General features: G+C 45.1%; 15 protein-coding genes. 7 read left to right on the forward strand and 8 right to left on the reverse strand.

The genetic code is table 11. The annotated features are described in order from the left end of the window. Window positions 1-976: 976 nt before the first annotated feature. From RIB93_RS30840 to RIB93_RS30850, 3 genes are all read left to right on the forward strand, one after another. Complete coding sequence (locus tag RIB93_RS30840; protein ID WP_446378842.1) at window positions 977-1,243, forward strand: UPF0175 family protein; 267 nt, start codon at window positions 977-979, stop codon at window positions 1,241-1,243. 7 nt (window positions 1,244-1,250) lie between these two features. After that, window positions 1,251-1,733, forward strand: a complete 483-nt coding sequence (locus RIB93_RS30845; RefSeq protein ID WP_446378844.1) for a DUF3368 domain-containing protein — start codon at window positions 1,251-1,253, stop codon at window positions 1,731-1,733. Window positions 1,734-2,024: 291 nt separating this feature from the next. Next, window positions 2,025-2,708, forward strand: a complete 684-nt coding sequence (locus tag RIB93_RS30850) for a hypothetical protein (RefSeq protein WP_446378846.1) — start codon at window positions 2,025-2,027, stop codon at window positions 2,706-2,708. Window positions 2,709-2,749: 41 nt separating this feature from the next. Here RIB93_RS30850 and RIB93_RS30855 read toward each other — a convergent pair whose 3' ends face one another. From RIB93_RS30855 to RIB93_RS30870, 4 genes are all read right to left on the reverse strand, one after another. Next, the gene (locus RIB93_RS30855) at window positions 2,750-5,191 is read right to left on the reverse strand and encodes a WD40 repeat domain-containing protein (RefSeq protein ID WP_446378848.1); all 2,442 of its coding nucleotides are present in this window, start codon (window positions 5,189-5,191) and stop codon (window positions 2,750-2,752) included. A 328-nt stretch (window positions 5,192-5,519) separates the two neighbouring features. After that, window positions 5,520-6,515: a methyltransferase domain-containing protein gene (locus RIB93_RS30860; protein WP_446378850.1), complete on the reverse strand. Its 996-nt coding sequence runs from the start codon at window positions 6,513-6,515 to the stop codon at window positions 5,520-5,522. A gap of 174 nt (window positions 6,516-6,689) precedes the next feature. Continuing rightward, window positions 6,690-9,326 (reverse strand): CHASE2 domain-containing protein, encoded by a 2,637-nt coding sequence (locus RIB93_RS30865; RefSeq protein ID WP_446378852.1) that lies wholly within the window; start codon window positions 9,324-9,326, stop codon window positions 6,690-6,692. A gap of 189 nt (window positions 9,327-9,515) precedes the next feature. Further along, window positions 9,516-9,725 (reverse strand): hypothetical protein, encoded by a 210-nt coding sequence (locus tag RIB93_RS30870; RefSeq protein ID WP_446378854.1) that lies wholly within the window; start codon window positions 9,723-9,725, stop codon window positions 9,516-9,518. 256 nt (window positions 9,726-9,981) lie between these two features. Here RIB93_RS30870 and RIB93_RS30875 point away from each other — a divergent pair, with 256 nt between their 5' ends. The 3 genes from RIB93_RS30875 to RIB93_RS30885 all read left to right on the forward strand — a co-directional run bounded on the left by RIB93_RS30875 (window position 9,982) and on the right by RIB93_RS30885 (window position 14,464). Beyond that, on the forward strand, window positions 9,982-11,634 hold the full coding sequence (locus RIB93_RS30875; protein ID WP_446378856.1) for an ABC transporter substrate-binding protein: 1,653 nt from the start codon (window positions 9,982-9,984) through the stop codon (window positions 11,632-11,634). 262 nt (window positions 11,635-11,896) lie between these two features. After that, window positions 11,897-12,922 carry an ABC transporter permease gene (locus RIB93_RS30880; RefSeq protein WP_446378858.1) on the forward strand — a complete coding sequence of 342 codons (1,026 nt, stop codon included), beginning with the start codon at window positions 11,897-11,899 and terminating at the stop codon, window positions 12,920-12,922. Window positions 12,923-13,513: 591 nt separating this feature from the next. After that, window positions 13,514-14,464: a phosphate ABC transporter substrate-binding protein gene (locus tag RIB93_RS30885; protein ID WP_446378860.1), complete on the forward strand. Its 951-nt coding sequence runs from the start codon at window positions 13,514-13,516 to the stop codon at window positions 14,462-14,464. A 181-nt stretch (window positions 14,465-14,645) separates the two neighbouring features. On the opposite strand, the gene RIB93_RS30890 is transcribed toward RIB93_RS30885, so the two are convergent. Both RIB93_RS30890 and RIB93_RS30895 read right to left on the reverse strand, forming a co-directional pair. Further along, on the reverse strand, window positions 14,646-15,506 hold the full coding sequence (locus RIB93_RS30890; protein WP_446378862.1) for a hypothetical protein: 861 nt from the start codon (window positions 15,504-15,506) through the stop codon (window positions 14,646-14,648). Between the two features lie 92 nt (window positions 15,507-15,598). Further along, window positions 15,599-16,306 carry a Crp/Fnr family transcriptional regulator gene (locus RIB93_RS30895; RefSeq protein WP_446378864.1) on the reverse strand — a complete coding sequence of 236 codons (708 nt, stop codon included), beginning with the start codon at window positions 16,304-16,306 and terminating at the stop codon, window positions 15,599-15,601. A 110-nt stretch (window positions 16,307-16,416) separates the two neighbouring features. Between RIB93_RS30895 and RIB93_RS30900 the strand changes: the two genes are divergently transcribed. Then, on the forward strand, window positions 16,417-17,514 hold the full coding sequence (locus tag RIB93_RS30900) for a DALR anticodon-binding domain-containing protein (RefSeq protein ID WP_446378866.1): 1,098 nt from the start codon (window positions 16,417-16,419) through the stop codon (window positions 17,512-17,514). A 201-nt stretch (window positions 17,515-17,715) separates the two neighbouring features. Here RIB93_RS30900 and RIB93_RS30905 read toward each other — a convergent pair whose 3' ends face one another. Both RIB93_RS30905 and RIB93_RS30910 read right to left on the reverse strand, forming a co-directional pair. After that, window positions 17,716-18,567 (reverse strand): Cof-type HAD-IIB family hydrolase, encoded by an 852-nt coding sequence (locus RIB93_RS30905; RefSeq protein ID WP_446378868.1) that lies wholly within the window; start codon window positions 18,565-18,567, stop codon window positions 17,716-17,718. Between the two features lie 18 nt (window positions 18,568-18,585). Then, complete coding sequence (locus RIB93_RS30910) at window positions 18,586-19,920, reverse strand: hypothetical protein (RefSeq protein ID WP_446378870.1); 1,335 nt, start codon at window positions 19,918-19,920, stop codon at window positions 18,586-18,588. Between the last annotated feature and the right edge of the window lie 5 nt (window positions 19,921-19,925).

Genomic DNA, 19,925 nt, shown 5'->3' on the forward strand with positions numbered 1-19,925 from the left:
AATCTTTATCGAACTTGTGGTTTTTTGTCAATTAGTCAAGGGCAGGCGTGGTTAGGAAAACATTGGCAAAAAATGTTGCTAATTTAACGATTGATAGATTCAAGGCAACTAATTTCAATAAAAAAGAAAACTCAAAAAAAAGACAAGCCAAACCTGGAAATCACGAATCGGCAAGAGATTCAGATTTTTTGCAACCATAAAATAAGCAAAAAGTTGGGCTTTAAAATATTTTTGAATAGAGAGAATTAAAACTCGCAAAAAAACGGTTTTGATCAGCAAAGATTTTGCTTTTATTTTGGTATATTTTTTGAAAATGAAAATCCCCTGCTTAAAAAGGGGGAGACCAGATGTTGCTTCGCTTTTTGTTCCATGGGGAGACCAGATGTTGCTTCGCTTTTTTTGCACGGGGGAGGGGAGCAAGAGAATCCGGTTCCCCTTCTCCCCACGGTGGGAGAAGGGGTTAGGGGATGAGGGGGAAAATGTTGAGGAGTAGATAGAAACAGCTTAAAACATTGCCAGCATTGACTTTCACCTTAAGTTGACACCAATTACTGACGTGCGCCCGATTTAACCGTGTAATCTATTGCTTGATTTTAGGAGTTGTCGGTTGGGTTGACGCAGGAAACCCAACCAAGTTTAGGATTATTGTCTGAAATATTGATTCGATAATATTTTTCCCCGTTAACATCGGTGGGTTACGGCGGATTGTTCATTAAAGGGTTATCGCTTCGGTTTAATTCCCGCCTAACCCACCCTACGTTTTTTGAGGTGTAGTTGTCGGTTAGGTTGACGCAGGAAACCCAACCAAGTTTAGGATTATTGTCTGAAATATTGATTAAATCATATCTTCTCCCGTTAATATTGGTGGGTTACGGCGGATACTTCATTAAATGGTTATCGCTTCGGTTTAATTCCCGCCTAACCCACCCTACGTTACAATACAAGGTGGTGGAAAGCTAAAGGGATAATTACTCTAATGGCAACGGAGACAATTTCTTTTCAAATTTCTCAAGATTTGCTCGCCGCTTTAAAGGTGGGTTCGCTGGAGTTAACCCAAAATCTGCGCTTGTTAGCAGCAATCACCTATTTTCAGGAGAAAAAATTATCTTTGGGCAAAGCCGCAGAACTGGCAGGAATTAATCGTTTAGAATTTATGGATGTTTTAGCGGCAAAAGGTATTATAGTTTTTGATTATGATGAATCCGTTTTAGAACACGAAATCCAAGGAATAAGTCAGTTATAAACAAACAATGATTATCAGCAACGCCACACCTTTAATTGCTTTTGCAAAAATTAATCAGTTATCTTTATTGCGACAAATAGTTGGTGAGTTGACAATACCTGATGCTGTGGCTAAAGAAATATCAGATTATACTCGCAACAAAACTGGATTTATTGACTTAGAACAAGAGACTTGGATTAATCGTCAGACGATTACTGCTAAAGAACAACTCGCTTTACTACTGCCTAGCCTTGATCGAGGAGAAGCAGAAGTAATTACCTTGGCATTAGAAGAAAAGGCTAAACTTGTTTTAATTGATGAGTTAACGGGTAGAAAGGTAGCAGAGTCTCTCAATCTTAATGTTTCCGGTTCAGTTGGAATTTTGATTAAAGCGAAGCAATTAGGAGAGATTGAAGAAGTCAAACCATTTTTAGATGCGATGCTTAAACAAGGAATATATTTTAGTCAGAGGTTTATTGACGCTGTACTACAGTTAATGGGAGAAGCCTGAATATGAGAGTCGGTTGGGTTGACTTAGGAAACCCACCAATATTAATGATTATTCCTGACTTATTAATTAAATAATACACCGTCCCGTTAATATTGGTGGGTGACGGCGGATTGTTCATTAAATGGTTATTGCTTCGGTTTAAGTCCCGCCTAACCCACCCTACGTTTTTTTGATTCAAGTATTTCCCCCCTGGCTCTTTTTTTGAGAGAAGGGGGTTTTAATTTTGATTGTTATGTTATAACATTGTTACAAGTAAGCAGTACACTAATATGACATAAGGAAAAGAAGCCTATGAAACCTTTACCGCCTCACTTCGACACCAGCTATACCGCTGAAACCTCTACCCAGCAAGCGTTAACGGAATTTGGGATTACCCAACTCCTGTCTCTACTCAAGCACTACCGCGATATTGATTTTGATGCGTCGCAAATGCATCTAACGGATGCTGAAGTCCATGCGATCGCGAAGCTATTTATTCAGCAGTTGACCGAAAGCCTCAACGGTAAACTCATCGCTGGCGCTTTAAATACCCTGCGCCATGGTGAGGAAATAGAGGAGATTGAACCGATGAGTGAAGATGATCAAAATGATCAAAATCTCTACTGTTATTCCACCCTTTCTCGCCATCGGATTGCGCCTCTATCTGTGCATAGTCCAACTGGACGCTATAACCCCCAAGGGCGAAACTATCCCCGCCCAATTACTCAGCGGGAACAATACATTATTCACCTCTATTGTTACTGTGAATTAGGGATGACACCCAAGCAGTTTTATGCCAAATGGGATGTCACTTATGAGCAACTTTCTCACATCTGTTCTCGTTCCCAGGGGACGGTTCAGAGTTGGTTTAACCGAGGGAAAGGCTATCATCGTCCTCAACCTGTTGACTTGCGCCATCTGGCAATTTTGGATTTTTTGTTAGAGCATTTTGAAGAGATACCTCAATCCTTGATTAACCTTCTGTGTTCGTCTTGATAGCACAAACGCCAATAAGGGAGACGCGCCATGGCGCGTCTCTACAAGGGACGCCACAATTTAATCGTCTTATCCTCACTCCCACTGGCGAGGAGTCCATCACCACCAATAGCAAGGGCGTATACTGGGGCGGTATGATCCTCAAGGGTTTGCATGAGTTCCCCCCGATGCAGATGCCAAATCTTGATTGTCTTGTCCTCACTCCCACTAATCAGATATTCACCATCTGGACTTAGCGCGATCGCATACACCGCTCCGGTATGATCAGCTAATGTAATTAGGAGTTTCCCTGTCTCAAAATCCCAGAGTTTAATCGTCTTATCTTCACTTCCACTAACAATCGTTTGCCCATCGGGACTAATCGCCACCGCCCTAACACTAGCTTTATGTCCACTCAACGTCCGCAATAGTTCTCCGGTTGCCAATTTCCATATCTTAACCGTCTTATCCCCACTCCCACTAACTAAACTTTGACCATCGGGACTAATCGCCAGGGAATACACCCATTCTTTATGCCCAAATAGCGTGCGGAAGGGTTCTCCTGTGTTTAAATTCCATAACTTAATTTTGTGGGAACCACTCGCCAAGGTGTGATTATCCGGACTAATCGCTAGGGAATTAATTTGCTTGCGATGTCCAGAAAGCGTCCACAGCAGTTTACCCTGATGTAGATTCCAGACTTTAATATAACTGCGATTTTTCGACTGATCGCTACTGGCTAAAATCTGCCCATCGCGACTAAGAGTTAGCGTCAAAACTCCACCAGAATGCCCATTTAATTGCTGAATCGGTGTCGAATTCAGCCTGATAAGATCCCAAATCTTAATCGTACTGTCACCCCCACAACTTAACAGGGTACGTCCATTTGGATGAATCGCGATCGCCTGCACTTTGCCACTGAGTCCGGTGAACGTAGAGGTTAAGCTTAGATTAGCAACTGTCTGCGACTGTTGACGGGATACGATCGCCTCTAGCAACTCCTGAACTTGATTTGCCCCCTGTTCATCGCCCACAGCGGCTAAACAGGATTGCAGCATCTGGCAATAGTGGTGATCCTGTTGGGTTAATACCAATTGCATCGCTTCAAATGCCTGCAAGCCTTCTCGATGGGGCTGTTTCCGTTGTTGCAGCCACGCTTTCACCGAGAACTTAATCTGTGCCGTTGCCCAAGATTTATCGGGTAAACAGGTTAAACTCTGTGCCAGTTTTAAACTCAGTTCCGGTTCCCAGTAAGGGCGTTTACTAATAAGGGACTGTAACACCTCTTGATAAATTGAAAGAGTAGTTTGTATCACCACTTGGACTAAATTCGGATCAGAGATATCGGCAATTAATGGTGGTAATAATTCCGGCAAAAGCGGTGATACATCCGAGTGAACCAGATGGTGAATATCCGCCACCCAGCCCGCCACTAAACAGTGACAGGTACTTAAAAACTGGCAAAAGTTGTCCCAATCGCGGCGGTTCACTTTATAGGGAAAAATCAATTCACTCGGATCAATTCCAGCTTGCTGTAATTCTTCGGCTTCTTCCAAGTAGGCTAAATTAATCGCATTGTCGCCGCCTTTGGCATTAATATCCTCAATACTCTTTCCCAATGCCAGGAGTTTGTCTCGCGTGGTTTTCCATTTTAATGCCCTGGCTTTTGTTGATTCATAGATAAAATCTCGATAGGAGAACTTACATAAGGTTGAATAGCAATAACTGTCTTGCCCTAATCCCCAATAAGCGAGGCGAAAAATCAGAAAATCGCCATCAATTTCTGATTCTAATATTAAGGTGGGTTCAGATTTCAATAAACTAAACAGCGCCTTAATACTCGATTCACTATGAAACCGCTTACTCTCCCACGCCCCGCCTAAAAATTCAGTGGGTCTCACTTGAGAGTGCAGGGGATAATGTTGACTTAAGAATTCTCGCAATCGTTGCGCCAAACCCAGTTCAATTTCTGGCACTTCTGAGTTCATTTCGCCAAACCGCTCAAACTGAACCTGGGGAGGGGCAATAAAAATTCGTAGCGGAATCGGGCGATTGGGGCGATGGGGTTCGAGGAGTTGGGAAGGAAACAGGCGGAGGGGCCAATGATCGAGGATTTTATGGACTTCCGGTAACTGGAGGGTGGTTTCCCGTTGATAGGCGGCGAGTTTGAATAGGGTTTGGCGATGTTCGGCGACGAGTTGCTGCTGAAGGGCTTTCTGTTGCTGGAAGCGCTGCTGTTCTAGCTGATCTGTTTCATCTACGGTTTGCGCGATCGCGTTGATCACATCTGGCAGTTTATTGGCGAAATGTTGCCCCATTGTCACCAGTTTTTCCCGTTGAGGCGCTTCATCGACCCCCTGATAGGGTAGGATAAGAGGTTTGGGTTCAGATGTTGGTTTCTCGTTTAAGGGTATGCCATTAAATTGATTAGTCGTTTTCAGATAGACCAGGGTCTTAAAAACAGGGACAGCCCATTGCAGAAGTAATTTTAACCACGGCTCCATAACACTTATCTCTAGAGGCAACATTGACCCAGTTTTCACAAAATCAAGGATAGCAGGGATAGGCTATATCCCCATGTCATGAAAAACACTTTTGTGCAGAGTCGTGTTTACGCCACCCAGAGTAGGGGTTTGGTGACCAAACCCCTGGTAGCTGGTAGCTTCGCACGGTCAAATTTGTCATTCTGAGTCCTGAGCGAAGCGAAGGAACTGTAGCGGAGTGAAGAATCTCACGACTATGTTACGCTGTACTTCACTAAGCTCTGCATGACAAAAGCTCAGTTTGTGACCGCTAACAGTATAACGCGGTGAGGATGTCAAATTTGATTCATCACCGTTCTGTCGCCACAGCTTGAGTCGAGACGGTTTCAGTTAAATTGGCTGGAGAATTGGCTCGAATAGCGCGAAACATGCCAAATCGACAAAGCCCAGAACCGAAGGCTAGCCGCATCAGGAGAATTGTCGGCACTTCTCGCACAGACTTGATAAAACCGGATAGACCAAACTGTAACCATCCCTGAGGTCGAACGATGCCTTGCCAGATAGTATCAAGCCAAGATGGAAGCGTTTCGTCTGTCCAATCTGCCGTTTTTACATTGCCCTCAACCCGTCCGGTTTCCTGCAACCGTTCCGCAAACCCTTCAATGCTAGAAAACGCCGGATGAGACCACTGATCCAAGAGTTGCCGCATCACCGGACGCTCCCAAAAATTAAGTGGTTTCTGGCGATCATCCCGTTGATTCCAGTCAGCAACAACCAGAATACCACCAGGCTTGAGTACCCGGATTAATTCTTTGGCAAAAAGAGCTTTATCGGGAATATGAGGACCCACTTCAATTGACCAAACCACATCAAAACTGGCATCTGGGAAAGACATTGCCATCGCATCATCGACTAAAAACGTCGCATCTAAGTCCTTTGGCGTTAACTCTTGAGCGCGTTTTATTTGTTGGGGACTGATGCTAATTCCGGTTACGGCGAACCCGTACTCCCGTGCTAAAATACGACTGCTGCCGCCGATGCCACACCCGACATCTAAAACAGTGGTTCCTGGAGGTAATTTATCGAGTCCTCCCCAACGCGCCATTTCATGCACAAAATCTGATTTTGCGACTAAAAAATCCTTGGGTTGAGGCGGTGAGCCATAATGCCCTAAGTGAATATGTTCGCCCCAATAAAACTCTAAAATACCATCTTCTGTCCATTGGTCATAAGAATTGACCACCGATTCAGAGGATTGATAGCGGCGACCCGTAACCAGATAGAGTAGAATCGCGATCGCGAAGAGTCCTAGCAGCAGTCCCAGAAGCGGAAAAAAGAAATTCATCAACGTTAAACCCACGTTATAATAACGGGCGGGTTTGGTTTAGAGGTTATCGGTAGATACCCAAATTAAACGGCTAAACCCGCCCCTACAATTAACTTATTTTAACGGCTATTATTAAATTGGGTATTTCCTGTTCTCTGTTTCCCGTTCCCTGTTCCCCCCACGATAACGATTTCAATCCTCACACTGCTTCTGACAGGCGTCTAAATAAATTTGAGCCACTTGATCAACGGGATTAATCTCTAAACACTCTTGGAATATTGGCGCGGCTTGTTTAAATAAATGTTTACTATACAGAAATAAAGCCTTCTCAAAATCAGGCTTTGTCATTAACTTTACCGAGCGAAGTTCTGGTGGATCTGCCTCAAATATTTCAAAAACAGAGACCATTTCCCGTTTTCCCTTAACCTGAACTTGACCGATAATCCGGAAAGCATATTCAACCGGATGATTGAGCTGTAAAAACGTGTGATGAGAAATTAATAAGGATACCCCATACTCTTTGGTAAGCTGTTCTAAGCGAGCCGCTAAATTGACCGCATCACTAATCACAGTACCATCCATGCGATTGTGTCCGCCCACGGTTCCCAGCATCAGTGAACCAGTGTTAATCCCAATCCCAATCTGAATTGGGGGACGATCCGGGCGTCGCCGCGTTTTATTATAATCAGTCAATCGGTTTAACATATCAATTCCGGCGCGAACCGCATCATCAGCACTACCATTAAATAGTGCCATAATCGCATCGCCGATATATTTATCAATAAAGCCATCATGTTCGACAATAGCGGGTTCCATGCGCGACAGATAGGCATTAATAAATTTAAAATTATCCTCTAAACTCATCCGTTCCGAGAGAGTGGTGAAGGAACGAATGTCAGAAAATAGAATTGACATTTCCTTCTGCACCGCCTGACCGAGTTTGACATCGACAATACTTTTCTTGTCCAGCAATTGCAGAAAATTTTCCGGGACAAACCGTTCATAGGCTTGATTCAGTTGCAGGAGTTGAGCCGTGAAATTCTTACGTTCAACTTCAGCTTTTTTACGTTCAGTAATATCTTGAAACGCCGCGATCGCAAAGGTGACTTTGCCCCCTTCATCAAAAATTGGGATACCCCAAGCTTCAATAGGAATAATCTGATCGCCCTGGTGAATTTCAATGTCATCAGCCGTGGCGCTTTCTCCCATTAACGCTTGCACGACGGGCAATAAGTCCGCCGGATAGAGTTGTTCAGTTCCAGCAATATAAAATTGATACACCTGAGCGAATTGTTCAGCAAAAGTATCCGGAACCACGCCTTTACCCATTAACTGTTGCGCCCGTTGATTCAGGTAATAGGTTTTGCCACTTGCATCTAATACCGCTACCCCAACCGGAACCGCTTCCAAAAATTGGGCTAATCGGCGTTCGCTTTCCCGTGCGGCTTCTTCGGCTTGTTGATGTAACTCTTCCTCAATCGCATCGGAATGAGCCGTGGTGGTTTCGAGTAAAATCTCTAAGTCAGCATTGTAGAGTTGCAATTCCCAGGTTTGGTAAAGCGCGATCGCCATTGATGATCCGATTAACGCCACTAGAGGGGAAACCACGGGCAACCACCAGTTAACGAGAAACGCGCCATAACTCCCCACCACCAGGATACTACCCATGAAGAACGTGCCGAAACCAACAACCATCCATCGGGGAAAAATCCTATCCGCGAATTGGTTCGCTTGTTGGAGTTTCCAGCTTCCTCCCGCACCAATAAAAGACCAGACAATAATCCATAACCACTCGACTGGATCAACCCAAATTGTCAGCCAGGACAGTTGGTTTATTCTATCAATGAAGGGAATTAAAGGGCGTCCATCAATCGCCTTAATTAAAGGGCGTCCCGCCATCGCCCCACTAATAATCTGACTGGCGATATTGGCATGAATAATCACGCCCGGTGTTTGCTGACGAGAACCGATGGTATTTTGACTATAGGGTGTAAAGAATAAATCGTTAGCACTTTGTCCGGTAGCGCCAATCAGAACAATGCGATCGCGCATCAAATCTGCTGATATTCGGTTCTCTAAAATATCCGCAATGGATACAGTTTGGAAGTTCTCTCTCGGTCCGCGATAGTTTAATAGAATCTGATAACCACCCGCATCGACATTAACATAGCCACCCTCATTCCCCGTCAATGGCACAAATTCCACCTTACCCAACTGTAAATGACTCTTGGCTTCATCCGTCATTTGCAGGGTAATCCCTTCGGCTTCGAGATACATTAACGCCAGCTTTACCCCTAATCCTAAGTGGATGGACTCATCGTCTAATTGCACAGACAGCAATCCGCGACGAACTTTGCCATCCGCATCCAAGACTAAATCAGCCATCGCCACTTGATCCTGTTGTTTTAGGGTTGGCGATGGTGCTACCGTTTCGCCCACGACTTTTTCCACACCAATCAGGTTCGGTGTAGACTTAAACACCTCGACTAATTCCTGATGACCCGGTTCGACTGGCAAATCACGGTACAAATCCACGCCAATCGCCCTCGGCTGTTGGGCGTTTATTTTTCTAAGTAACTGTGCTAAGACCTGATCAGGAATGGGCCACGTTCCAATCTGGGTAATATCAGACTCATCAATGGTTACCACCAGAATCCGGGAGTCAACAGCTTCTTGGGGACGCTGCTGAAAAAATTGGTCAAGTGTTGCCCATTCGAGAAGCTGAAACGAACCCGTCCAAGCCGTAGCGATCACCAATCCGGCGACAGTGGGGGCAGTGATCAGTACCCCTTGCCATTTAGAAATATTCTGCTTGAGCTTTTGCCACATTTAGGATGAGCAATCAAAATTAACATGAGTAGTCCCCTGATTGCTATGGCGAATCGTTCTCTATTCTTTAGAGTAGCTCAACTCAAGCTGAGTCGTGGCTCAGGCAGTTTGACTCAACCCCATGGAATTAAATTCCCACTAAACTAGCCGAAAATAGACCGTAGGGTGGGCATTGCCCACCAGCCTCAACTAGTAACTATCTTCGCTGCCTACGGTATGCAATGCTAAATCGTTATTAGCGCGGTTGAGTCGATCCGCGATCGCGGATCGAAGTTTCAGCGTGATCGATGGTGTAGCCAGCACCTCTTGGGCTTGTTCTCGGTAGATAGCACTGGTTACTGGATCAACTTGGTCAATTTTCTGTAAATTTGAAAATACTCTATCCGCAGAAATGGTCATCGGATTAAACCCTTCCATCACATATAATTACGATCTTGACTTAAGTAGCGAACGGATGGCAATAGTTGAATAATTAAAATAAAACAAAAATTATTCGACACCCAACCAGGAGTTATCGCCACCCTCAACGCCTCACGCCAACGCTTTCAAGCCTGTCGAGAAGCGAATCAAGTGTTGTAAATCGTCCTCAAACCGTTACTGTTCCCTGTTCCCTAATCTCAACCGTTAACTTTAATTGTGTCCACCTACTTACATTATGAAATTTCCCTTATCTCATCAGAAACGGCAGATTATCCAGTTTCTCGGTTTATTCTGCTGCTGTTGCATCCTGATTATTAGCTGTGGTGGGCAAAATACACCCACTGATAATGCTGCAAGTTCCGTCACTAGCATCAGTAGCCCTGAACGCATCGCTGTGGGTTCCGTTGCCAAACCCCGAACCCTTGACCCCGCTGATGCCTATGAAGTGGCAATTAGTGATGTTATTACCAGCTTAGGCGATCGCCTCTATACCTACGAGGGGGAGACAGATACGCTGATTCCTCAACTGGCGACAGAACTCCCGCAAGTCAGTGATGATGGGTTAACCTACACGATTCCTGTGCGTCAGGGCGTTACGTTCCATGATGGCACACCCTTTAACGCAGACGCCATGGCATTTTCCTTGAGGCGGTTTAGTGAAAACGGGGGTAAACCTTCAGCCCTACTTTCTAACATTATGGAATCCGTAGCAGCCACAGGGGAATACGAACTCACAATTAAGCTAAAAAATGCCTTTGCTCCCTTCCCTTACCTACTAGCCTTTCCTGGATTAAGTGCGGTTTCGCCTCAAGCTTATGAAATTGGGCAAGGCAAATTTAAACCCAATGATTTTGTGGGAACAGGTCCCTATAAACTGGTTTCATTTGAGCCAAATTTAGTCAAAGTGGATGTATTTGAGGACTATTGGGGAGAAAAACCACCCAATCAAGGGATTGACTTTCAGTTTCTCAGTAGTCCCGCTAACTTGTACAATTCCTTTACCACAGGTGCGGTTGATATTGCCTATCGTGACTTAGATGCCGATCAAATTCTCAGCCTTAAAGAGGATGCTGAATCAAAAGGGTATCAGGTACTAGAAAAGCCCAGCAGTCGCGTAGACTATATAGTGCTAAATGTCAAGCAAAAACCCTTAGATCAGGTCGAAGTCCGACAAGCGATCGCGGCGTTAGTGGATCGTCAGTTAATCATTGATCGCGTCTATCGGGGTCAAGCGGAACCCGCTTACAGTATTATACCCGACACTTTTGCCACCACCAAACCTGTATTTAAGGAACCGTATGGGGATGGCAATGTGGACAAGGCAAAAGAACTGTTAACCGAGGCAGGTTTTTCGGCTGAAAATCCGTTTGTATTGGAAATTTGGTACAGTTCAGATAGCCCTCAACGCCAACAAATTGTTACGCTTCTCAAGGAATATGCCGAGCAAAAAATGGATGGTTTGATGCAAGTTCAACCGCAAGCTGTTGAATCTGCTACCCTATTTGGTAATATTCCCAAAGGCATTTATCCCAGCTATTTAGTCGCTTGGTTCCCGGATTTTGGCGATGCGGATAATTACATCAGTCCCTTTTTCAGTTGTACGAAAGGATCAGCGGAAACTGGATGTCAGGAAGGTGCTAGTCAAAGTCAAGGTTTCTTCTATTACAGTGAGAAAATGAACCAACTCATTGACGCGCAACGCCAGGAACAAGATCCCCAGGCGCGACAACAACTATTTGGGCAAATTCAAGAGCTAATGGCTCAAGATGTGCCGCTGGTTCCCTTATTGCAGAAAAAAGAATTTGCGTTTGCTCAAGACAGCTTACAGAACGTGGAAATTAACCCAATTATTGGTATCTCGTTTTGGCAGGTTGATAAAAATGCTTAAGTAGTCTCACCAACCGCCTTGGGTTCAAACCCAAGGAACCAAAAGCTTAAGTCGTCTAAAGACGACTGGATAAGAGTTTTAGTCCACTAAGCTTGAACTTAAGCTATAAGCCAAGAACTTGAATTATTGGCGGGTATCGCGGCTTATTGAAAATGGTGCAATATATCAGATAGAAAAGAGTTCTGCTTTGCGTAATATTGGAATGGCGCTAAAGCGCAACTACAAACCTGTGTTAATCCTACTCGCCATAATTTGAATTCGGATGTCTCGTTCTCGTGCCTTACTTTACTATGTCATCGCCCGGTTGCTTCTGGCACCGTTAATGATGTTTACGATTGTTACTATCGTATTTTTGCTTCTCCGCGCTACGCCAGGAGATCCGATTGATGCGGTTATTGGTAATCGTGCGCCTGAAAGTGTAAAAGCCGAATTTCGAGAACGGTTGGGATTAAATCAACCGTTACCTTTACAGTATGTCAATTATTTATTCAGTTTACTTCGCCTGGATTTAGGCAGTTCAATTAGTGACCAAGGACGAGACGTTTGGCAAGTGATTCAGCAGTATTTTCCGGCGACGGCAGAAGTAGCGGTATGTAGTATGATAGTCGCGATAACGGTAGGAATTGGTGTGGGTATTTTTTCCGCCTCTCGTCCTGGTACAGTCTTTGATTTAGGGGGGCGGCTATTTGGGATTATTACCTACGCCTTACCGATATTTTGGGCAGGAATGATTGTTCAGTTAATCTTTGCCGTACAGTTAGGATGGTTTCCCCTAGGTGGACGATTTCCGGCATCAGTAACTCCGCCGCCAGAGTTCACCGGACTTTATACCGTTGATAGTTTGTTGAATGGGAATTTCAACCAATTTTTAACGGCATTATATTATTTAACTCTACCTTCGCTAACTTTAGGAATTCTCCTAAGTGGAATTTTTGAGCGCATCGTCCGGGTGAATCTCAAGCAAACGCTGAAGGCTGATTATGTAGAAGCTGCACGCGCTAGAGGGATTCAGGAATGGACGATTTTGCTGCGTCATGCGTTAAAAAATGCGTTGATTCCGGTGATTACGGTAATGGGACTCACTTTTGCGTCGTTGTTAGGGGGTGCGGTATTAACAGAAGTGACCTTTTCGTGGCCCGGATTAGCGAATCGATTATATGAAGCGATTCAGTTACGAGATTACCCGACAGTGCAGGGAATTATGGTATTTTTTGGGGCGATTGTGGTGATGGCGAGTATTGCGATTGATATTATCAATGCTTTAATTGACCCGCGTATTCGCTATTGATTGTTCATTGTTTAATAACCCCCGCCACGGCGATTAAAATCCCTCTGGGACTATAGCGGTGCTAATACCAAATTCGCCTTTGTTACCCCCTTTTGCCACGGCGATTGAAATCGCTGCTACACAAACAAAGTCCGCCTGCGCGGACTGGGTTATAACGGGGATGACTAACCCGGATTTGGTATGACTTTGATAGGTTGGTTTGAACAACGTGAAACCCAACAGACTCCAGCTAGCTTTTGTTGTTTTGTAAAGCTATCAGGCGTCTAAATCAGTTGTAAAATAACAAGCCTTGCTAGACAAGGTTTTTAGTCCCATTTTTGTTCACGAATCATTTAGACTGGCTCTGGCGCTCTTTTGTCACTCTAGGGAAGGAAGGGGGATAAGGGAGACAAGGGGGATGCGAAAAAACTGGACAATTACCAGGTAAGCTAGAGGTGATTGGTTATTTGGCGACTTGAAGTCACGATCGCATGTCTCATAAAGACGAAACGACTGTATTAGTTTTAGCCTTGAAGATGGGGAAGATAGGGGAAATGATTCCAAATGACCAATGACAAATGACAAATGACAAATGACAAATGACCCTTAATTATGTCACAGAAAAACGAAACTGGAACACTTATTGCTGCGTTGGTAATTACAGTTGTTATATTAGCGGGTGGTTTTTGGTGGTTTACTCGTCAATCGGGGATGAATTTAGGAACATTGACAGGAGGTGAGAATAACTCGACTCAAAATCCATCCCCACCCACTCAACCTGCCAATCCAGGAACGCCAGCCGCGAATCCCAATAGTGCTTTTCCGCCGCCCCAAGCTGTCCCCAGTGGCACAATTGTCCGGATAGCAGGTTCGACGAGTATGGTGCAAATTAATCAAGCCTTGAAACAAAGTTTTGAACAGCAGTTTCAAGGTACAACTGTGGAAACCCAAGCTGAGGGTTCAGATCAGGGGATTCGGACGCTGTTAACCGGAAGTGTAGATATTGCGGCGATTTCTCGCCCTCTAACCTCCCAAGAACAGTCCCAAGGCTTAGTGGCTGTACCTGTAACGAAAGATGCGATCGCGATCGTGGTGGGTGAAGCTAATCCCTTTCAGCGAGGCTTAACTCAGGCGCAAGTGCAGCAAATTTTTCAAGGACAAATTATCAATTGGTCACAAGTCGGTGGTGCTTCAGAACCGATTCGGGTGATTAATCGCCCCCCGGTTAGCGGAACTCGTCAAGCGTTTCAAGAACTGGTACTTAACGGTGGACAATTTGGTGCAACACCTAATATTGTCACAATGCAACGAGATGCAACCACTCCCATTTTGCGAGAATTGGGACGTAATGGAATTAGTTATGCCACCTACGCCCAAGTTGCCGATCAACAAACGGTGCGAATTGTACCCGTCGATGGGTTAACTCCAGAAGCGGCAAATTATCCCTATCAACGAGAACTTTACTATGTCTACAAGCAACCTGCAACGCCGCAGGTGCAAGCTTTTCTGGGTTATGTTGGTTCACCCCAAGGACAAGGTGCGATCGCGGCTACTAACCAGTAAATTGTTGTGCTATGTTCTCCTATGGGAATCTCACGAGCTTTTGTTAATCCTTTCGATCAGACTATCAGGAAGTCCTAACTCAACACTAAGGATCGACCGCAATCAATAGTTCTATCCCTTTGATTTGAATACTGCCACTGATTAGAAATTATCTTTGACTGCGCTGACTTTCTCAGATATCTCATGTGGATGGATCAAAGTTATAGGCGTTTCCGATTTCTAGATATTCAGCAATCAACTCCTGTTTGCGATTTATATCGCTACCTGGCTTGTCTAGTATTCGATTCCATAAGTCTCCAATTCCTTGGAGAATGTCTGGATTATTTTTGTTGAATTCCGCCTCAACCTCTTCAATCGTTTTCTTTTTATTTTCAGGTTTCTTTAAGTGTTCTAGGTAATCACTCTCCCGTTTTTTGACCAGATAAATTAATAATTTCCAAAACTCTCCGGCATTTTCCATAGATATAAAGTGATAAGCTGGAAAATTTTGGAATAGCTTTAAAGCTTCGTCAAGTGTTGTTACGGGTAAATCTCCTTTCTGTAAAAGCAATGACCGATCCGCTGGTACATGAATAATTAAATCTCTCTTACTGGTAAACGAGGGAACTGGCTGACTGGAAATGTAGTGTTGTCCGCAGAAGTTCGGTGGTACGGTTTTTTGGGTTGGATCAGTGACAAACCGATGCCATTCGTCAGTCTGTTCGACATCAGCATTATAGTAGACTATTTGATAGTAGACTATTGGAGTACGATACGAACCAGAACCGCTACAGGGATAATGGCAGGCAAAAAAATCTCCAGACGAGGCAGAAAATTTTACAGCAAAGAATGGCATGTTTTGCAGTGGCTGTGGCTCATTTTCATGACCATTAAAATTATTGAATAAATTAACTATTTGCTCCAAAATTGTTGTTTTTTTCGTTCCATTTGTACCAATAAAGCATATTTTATATATGGGTTTACCTGTCTTGGGGTTTACCAAATCCAACTGGAAATTATTGAACTGTTGAAAGCCCTTGATAATTATTTTACTTATTTTCATGGACTGGTTCTCAGGTTTAGGTTTGCAGGAATGAAGACAGCGCAACTACAAACTTTATGCTAACAACTCATCAACGGCTATGCTAAACCCGGTTAGCTTGATTTTGAACCATCCTCATCAAAATCAACTGATTGCATGGGTAAGCAAATTAAATTATCCCCGTAGGTGCTAATCAATCCCTTCTTGCGTAATTTTCCCATTAAGCGAGTCACAGTGACTCGAGTGGCACCAATCGCACTACCAATTTGCCCGTGAGTTAAAGGAAATGGCAAACAGTAACCATCGGGTGTCGGTTCGCCAAATTCTTCAATGATTAGAGTGAGTAATCCGAAAAGGCGATCAATAGTTTTGCGTTGTCCTAATGTGCTTAACCATAGGAGTTTACGCTGATGTTGATAGTGGAACGCATTAAAAATCTCACGCCGGAAGTGGGGCCAATTGTCTAGCTCATGCCAGTACATCCAGAACACTGAGGTTTGGTCAATATGGGAGTAGGCAGACAGAGTAAAGGGCGATTGGGCGACAATTTCAAACGGCTGACCTGCACTGACAAATCCTAAAAAGGCTTCTTCTAAAATTGGGTATGATGATCCGTCTGTTGAGTCATGGGAACTCAGTTGAGTGGTACCCGTTAGGCGTACTACACCTCGCTGCACGAGATACAGCAACCCTGAACGAGTGGGAATTCGCTCATCTTTGCTAAACGTTCGATCGCGGTAGTGTTCCTGCGCCCAATCCAGAATCCGTTGCCAGGTTAAGAATGGTCGGGATGGGTCTGAGGTTGAGGGTTGGAAATTCATAGATCGATTAGGATAGAGATCCCATTTGTCTCTCAGTGTACATGGAGTTTAAAGTAGCTAAAAATACATCTAACTACCGAGTTTTTACGGTAAAGTCGTTCAGTAAAGATGTGAGTATCAAATCTCAGTTTCAACGACAGCTTTGGCAGGCAATTGACAGAATCAATACCTTACCCATAGCGGCTCAGTTGACACCGAATACTGTACCTTTACACCGTACCTCTATTTATAATTATGTATGCTATCGGTCAGCGATCGCACTTAAGTTATCTTCGGCTTGGCAACAGACTCCCTTAGACATTGCCCATCAGCTCACCGAAGCGTTGCTAACGCTTTCTCAAGAGTCTGCTGACGCGATTGGTATCAATTTTACCGTTGAAGTATTGCCTCCAGGCTGGATTCTTTTGGGACTTAGCGATCGCGCTTTAGCTACTTACTTACAAGAGTGCTTTAAAATACCCTATTTTCCATCAGTGTCCCAAAATGACTTAAACGATAAATTTCACCCAAAAGAAGGAAGAGGGAATCGAGAAAACTCTCAACACAATCAGCCGGATTCTGATCAGCTTTTTCCCATTCAATATGTTCATGCTCGTTGCTGTTCGCTTTTACGCCTAGCTGACGAACAGGGATTGATTGAGATCACCGATACAGGAGGGGGGGAAGATGGGGGAGATGGGGGAGCTGGGGGAGCTGGGGAAGCTGGGGGAGCTGGGGAAGCTGGGGGAGCTGGGGAAGCTGGGGGAGCTGGGGAAGCTGGGGAAGCTGGGGGAGCTGGGGAAGCTGGGGAAGCTGGGGAAGCTGGGGAAGCTGGGGGAGACAAGGAGGAATTGTTTTCAGTCACCACTCACCAATCCCCAATTACGATCATTTCCCCAAATCCAATTCCTTGGCTCCAGGATGCAGGAGACTCCGATAGGGAGTTGGTACGGCTACGTACAAACCATCCTGCTGAATGGGATTTGATTGTCCAGCTTTTTGATCTGTTAGACGTGATCAGTACTTCCGATTGTCAGCGTTGGGTTAAACAAGGATTGGCTGTCAGTGAGGCTTATGAGCAATTTTACAAATCCTGCCGAATTTGGGGAGAGGTGAAGATTCATGATTTGCCCTTGGCGCGGGCGAGATTGGGGTTAATCGGGGTTACACAGGTGGTGTTGCGATCGCTCCTGGAAAAATTGGGTGTATCTGCTCCTAGAGCGTTGTAGGTGCTGGGGGAGATGAAGAATTGGGTATAGGTGAAAGGAAAGGTTTTTTTATTCTAGGAGCATAGAAAAACAACTTTTCTTACGAGGCGTGACATTTTCCACTTATTCCGGTATGATTCTGAATGTGTGAGGAGCGAACCAGCGAGGGAACCGAGACGAAACACGGACAGTCGTCGGTTCCCTTTCTGATCCAGCTAAACTTTATAAAATTAACGCTTCAATAGCTGTAGCTACGCCATCTTGTTCAACAGAGGGCGCTACCCATTGCGCGATCGCCTGAACTTCGAGAGGCGCATTGCCCATGGCGACGCCGAACCCAGCATAGTCCAGCATTTCAATATCGTTAAAGTTATCACCAATTGCCATAATATTTTGGGCAGATAGTCCCAGTAAGTCTTCTGCTAGGTAGCGCACGGCTTCTCCTTTGTTAACGAGGGGATTGGTGGCTTCAAAGAAGGTGGCGACTGATTTAGTCAGGTAAAGTTCAGCTGGGGTGTATTGCTGGCGTAAGCGGCTAAATAATTGGTCGATAACCGTTGTATCCTGACAGAGGGCTAATACCTTGGTGGGTTCGTTCGTGAGTACCTGGCGCAAGTCACCCACCGATAGCGGTTCAATATCTGCCCGTTGAGCATAGCGTTGGGTTTCGGGGGTCATTTCCCGAACATACAATTGGTCATTGATATAGAAATGCACGGAAAGCTGCGATCGCAGCATGTCACTCTCAAAGTAATCTAATAATTGTTCAGCCCTAGCACGGGAGACTGATAAATGTCGGTGAATTGTCTGTGTGGCGGGATCTTGAATCCATGCGCCTTGATACGCCAGAATCGGTAGAGTAGAACCGATATCCCGATGGAAGCGTAAAGCAGAACAGTACATGCGTCCGGTTGCGATCGCGACTTGAATTCCCTTTGTTTGTACCCTACGAATGGCTTGCTTTACAGGTTCTGTAATCGTATTGGTTTCACCCGCGATCGTGCCATCAATATCCAGAACCAGTAATTGAATGTCCAGGCTATCTCGCTCTTGATGCTCTAAGGATTGGGACATTTGTTTTATATCGATTATCTAGACAGGGCGATACCGGGGAAAACTCGGTAACTCAATTGATGACAATGACTTAATTTTTTTCGGACGTCGTAGGGGATAAACGACGGGTGAGGGCCAATTGGGTTGGGGGAGAGTCACCTCATTCTCTTCATCCCCTTCATCTTCAGTCTCTGATGTCTCTGCTGAGGAGAATCCGGATTCATCAACCGTTTCGGCGTCCCTTCCAGGTTCGAGCATCCAAGGGTTTGGCTCCTGAGTTAAATCGTATGCTACTTCTGATAATCCTGAAGCTTGCGCCAGGGAGTTCATTTCCGCCAGAAGTTGTCGCTCGGCTTCTAACTCCGCCGCCGTACTGCCTGAAATCGGAGTAACGATTGAGTCAATTGGCGTTGTTGATGGGTGAGACTCTGTGGGTTCAGTAACGTCTTCGGTATCAGTAGATGTCGCCAATAATGAATCAAGCTGGAGGGGACGATTCCACAGGGGTTCAGTATCCGTTGAGGATTCGTCGGCGAGGAAATCCTGTTGAGTGGACCACGGTTGGATGGGTTGGGCTTTGGGGACAACACCGCCTACATCCCGTTTTGGACGGGTAGGTTGGGCTTCGCTTACCTGACGATTCGGCATTTCCAGGCATTTTTCCAGGGCGACTTTGAATTGTAAGGTTTGCTGTTGTTGTCGGTGTAAGCGGGTTTTCAGTTCTCGACAGGTATTAGCCGATTGCACTAATTGATGGGATTGTTCGTTATTCCGTTGCTGGGTGAGGGCGCATTCCCGTTCTAGTTGGGCGACTCGTTCTTGAGAGCTTTGTAGTTGCTCGGACAAAGTTTCAATCAGAATTTGCTGACGAGTTGCGGCTTGATGGGAGGATTCTAGGGTATGGAAGAGACGAGTTAATTGGTCTTGCAGCGTGTTAAGTTCCTCACCTTGGCGGACAATCAGACTATCCTGCTCTTGCGATCGCAGCATCTCGGCGTTTAAGGCGTCTTGTTTTTCATTCAGGGCGCCCTGAAGTTGAGCAATTTGTTCGAGCAAGCGGCGATTGCGCTGGCGCATTTTTTGAGCAAGGGCAAACCAATCCGCGTCTTTGTTGCGAGATTCTGCCAGGGTGGGGAGTGATTCAGGATCGCTAGGTTCTGCCTCAACGTTGAGTGGGGAGTCTAACTCGACGGTTTGGTCGATGTCCACATCCGGCTGGGGTTCATCCTCATTCATGTCGGCTATCTGAAAGAGGTTGAGCAGCGTCTGAGATTCAGGATTCTCTGGCTCATCGGGAGTATGTTCAGCACTCTCATCAGTCCATTCACTGGACTCCGGGAGAGGCTCTTTATTGGGGGTGTCAGAATCACTCATTGCTC

It is taken from the genome of Coleofasciculus sp. D1-CHI-01 (assembly GCF_040218875.1).
GTDB lineage: Bacteria > Cyanobacteriota > Cyanobacteriia > Cyanobacteriales > Coleofasciculaceae > Coleofasciculus.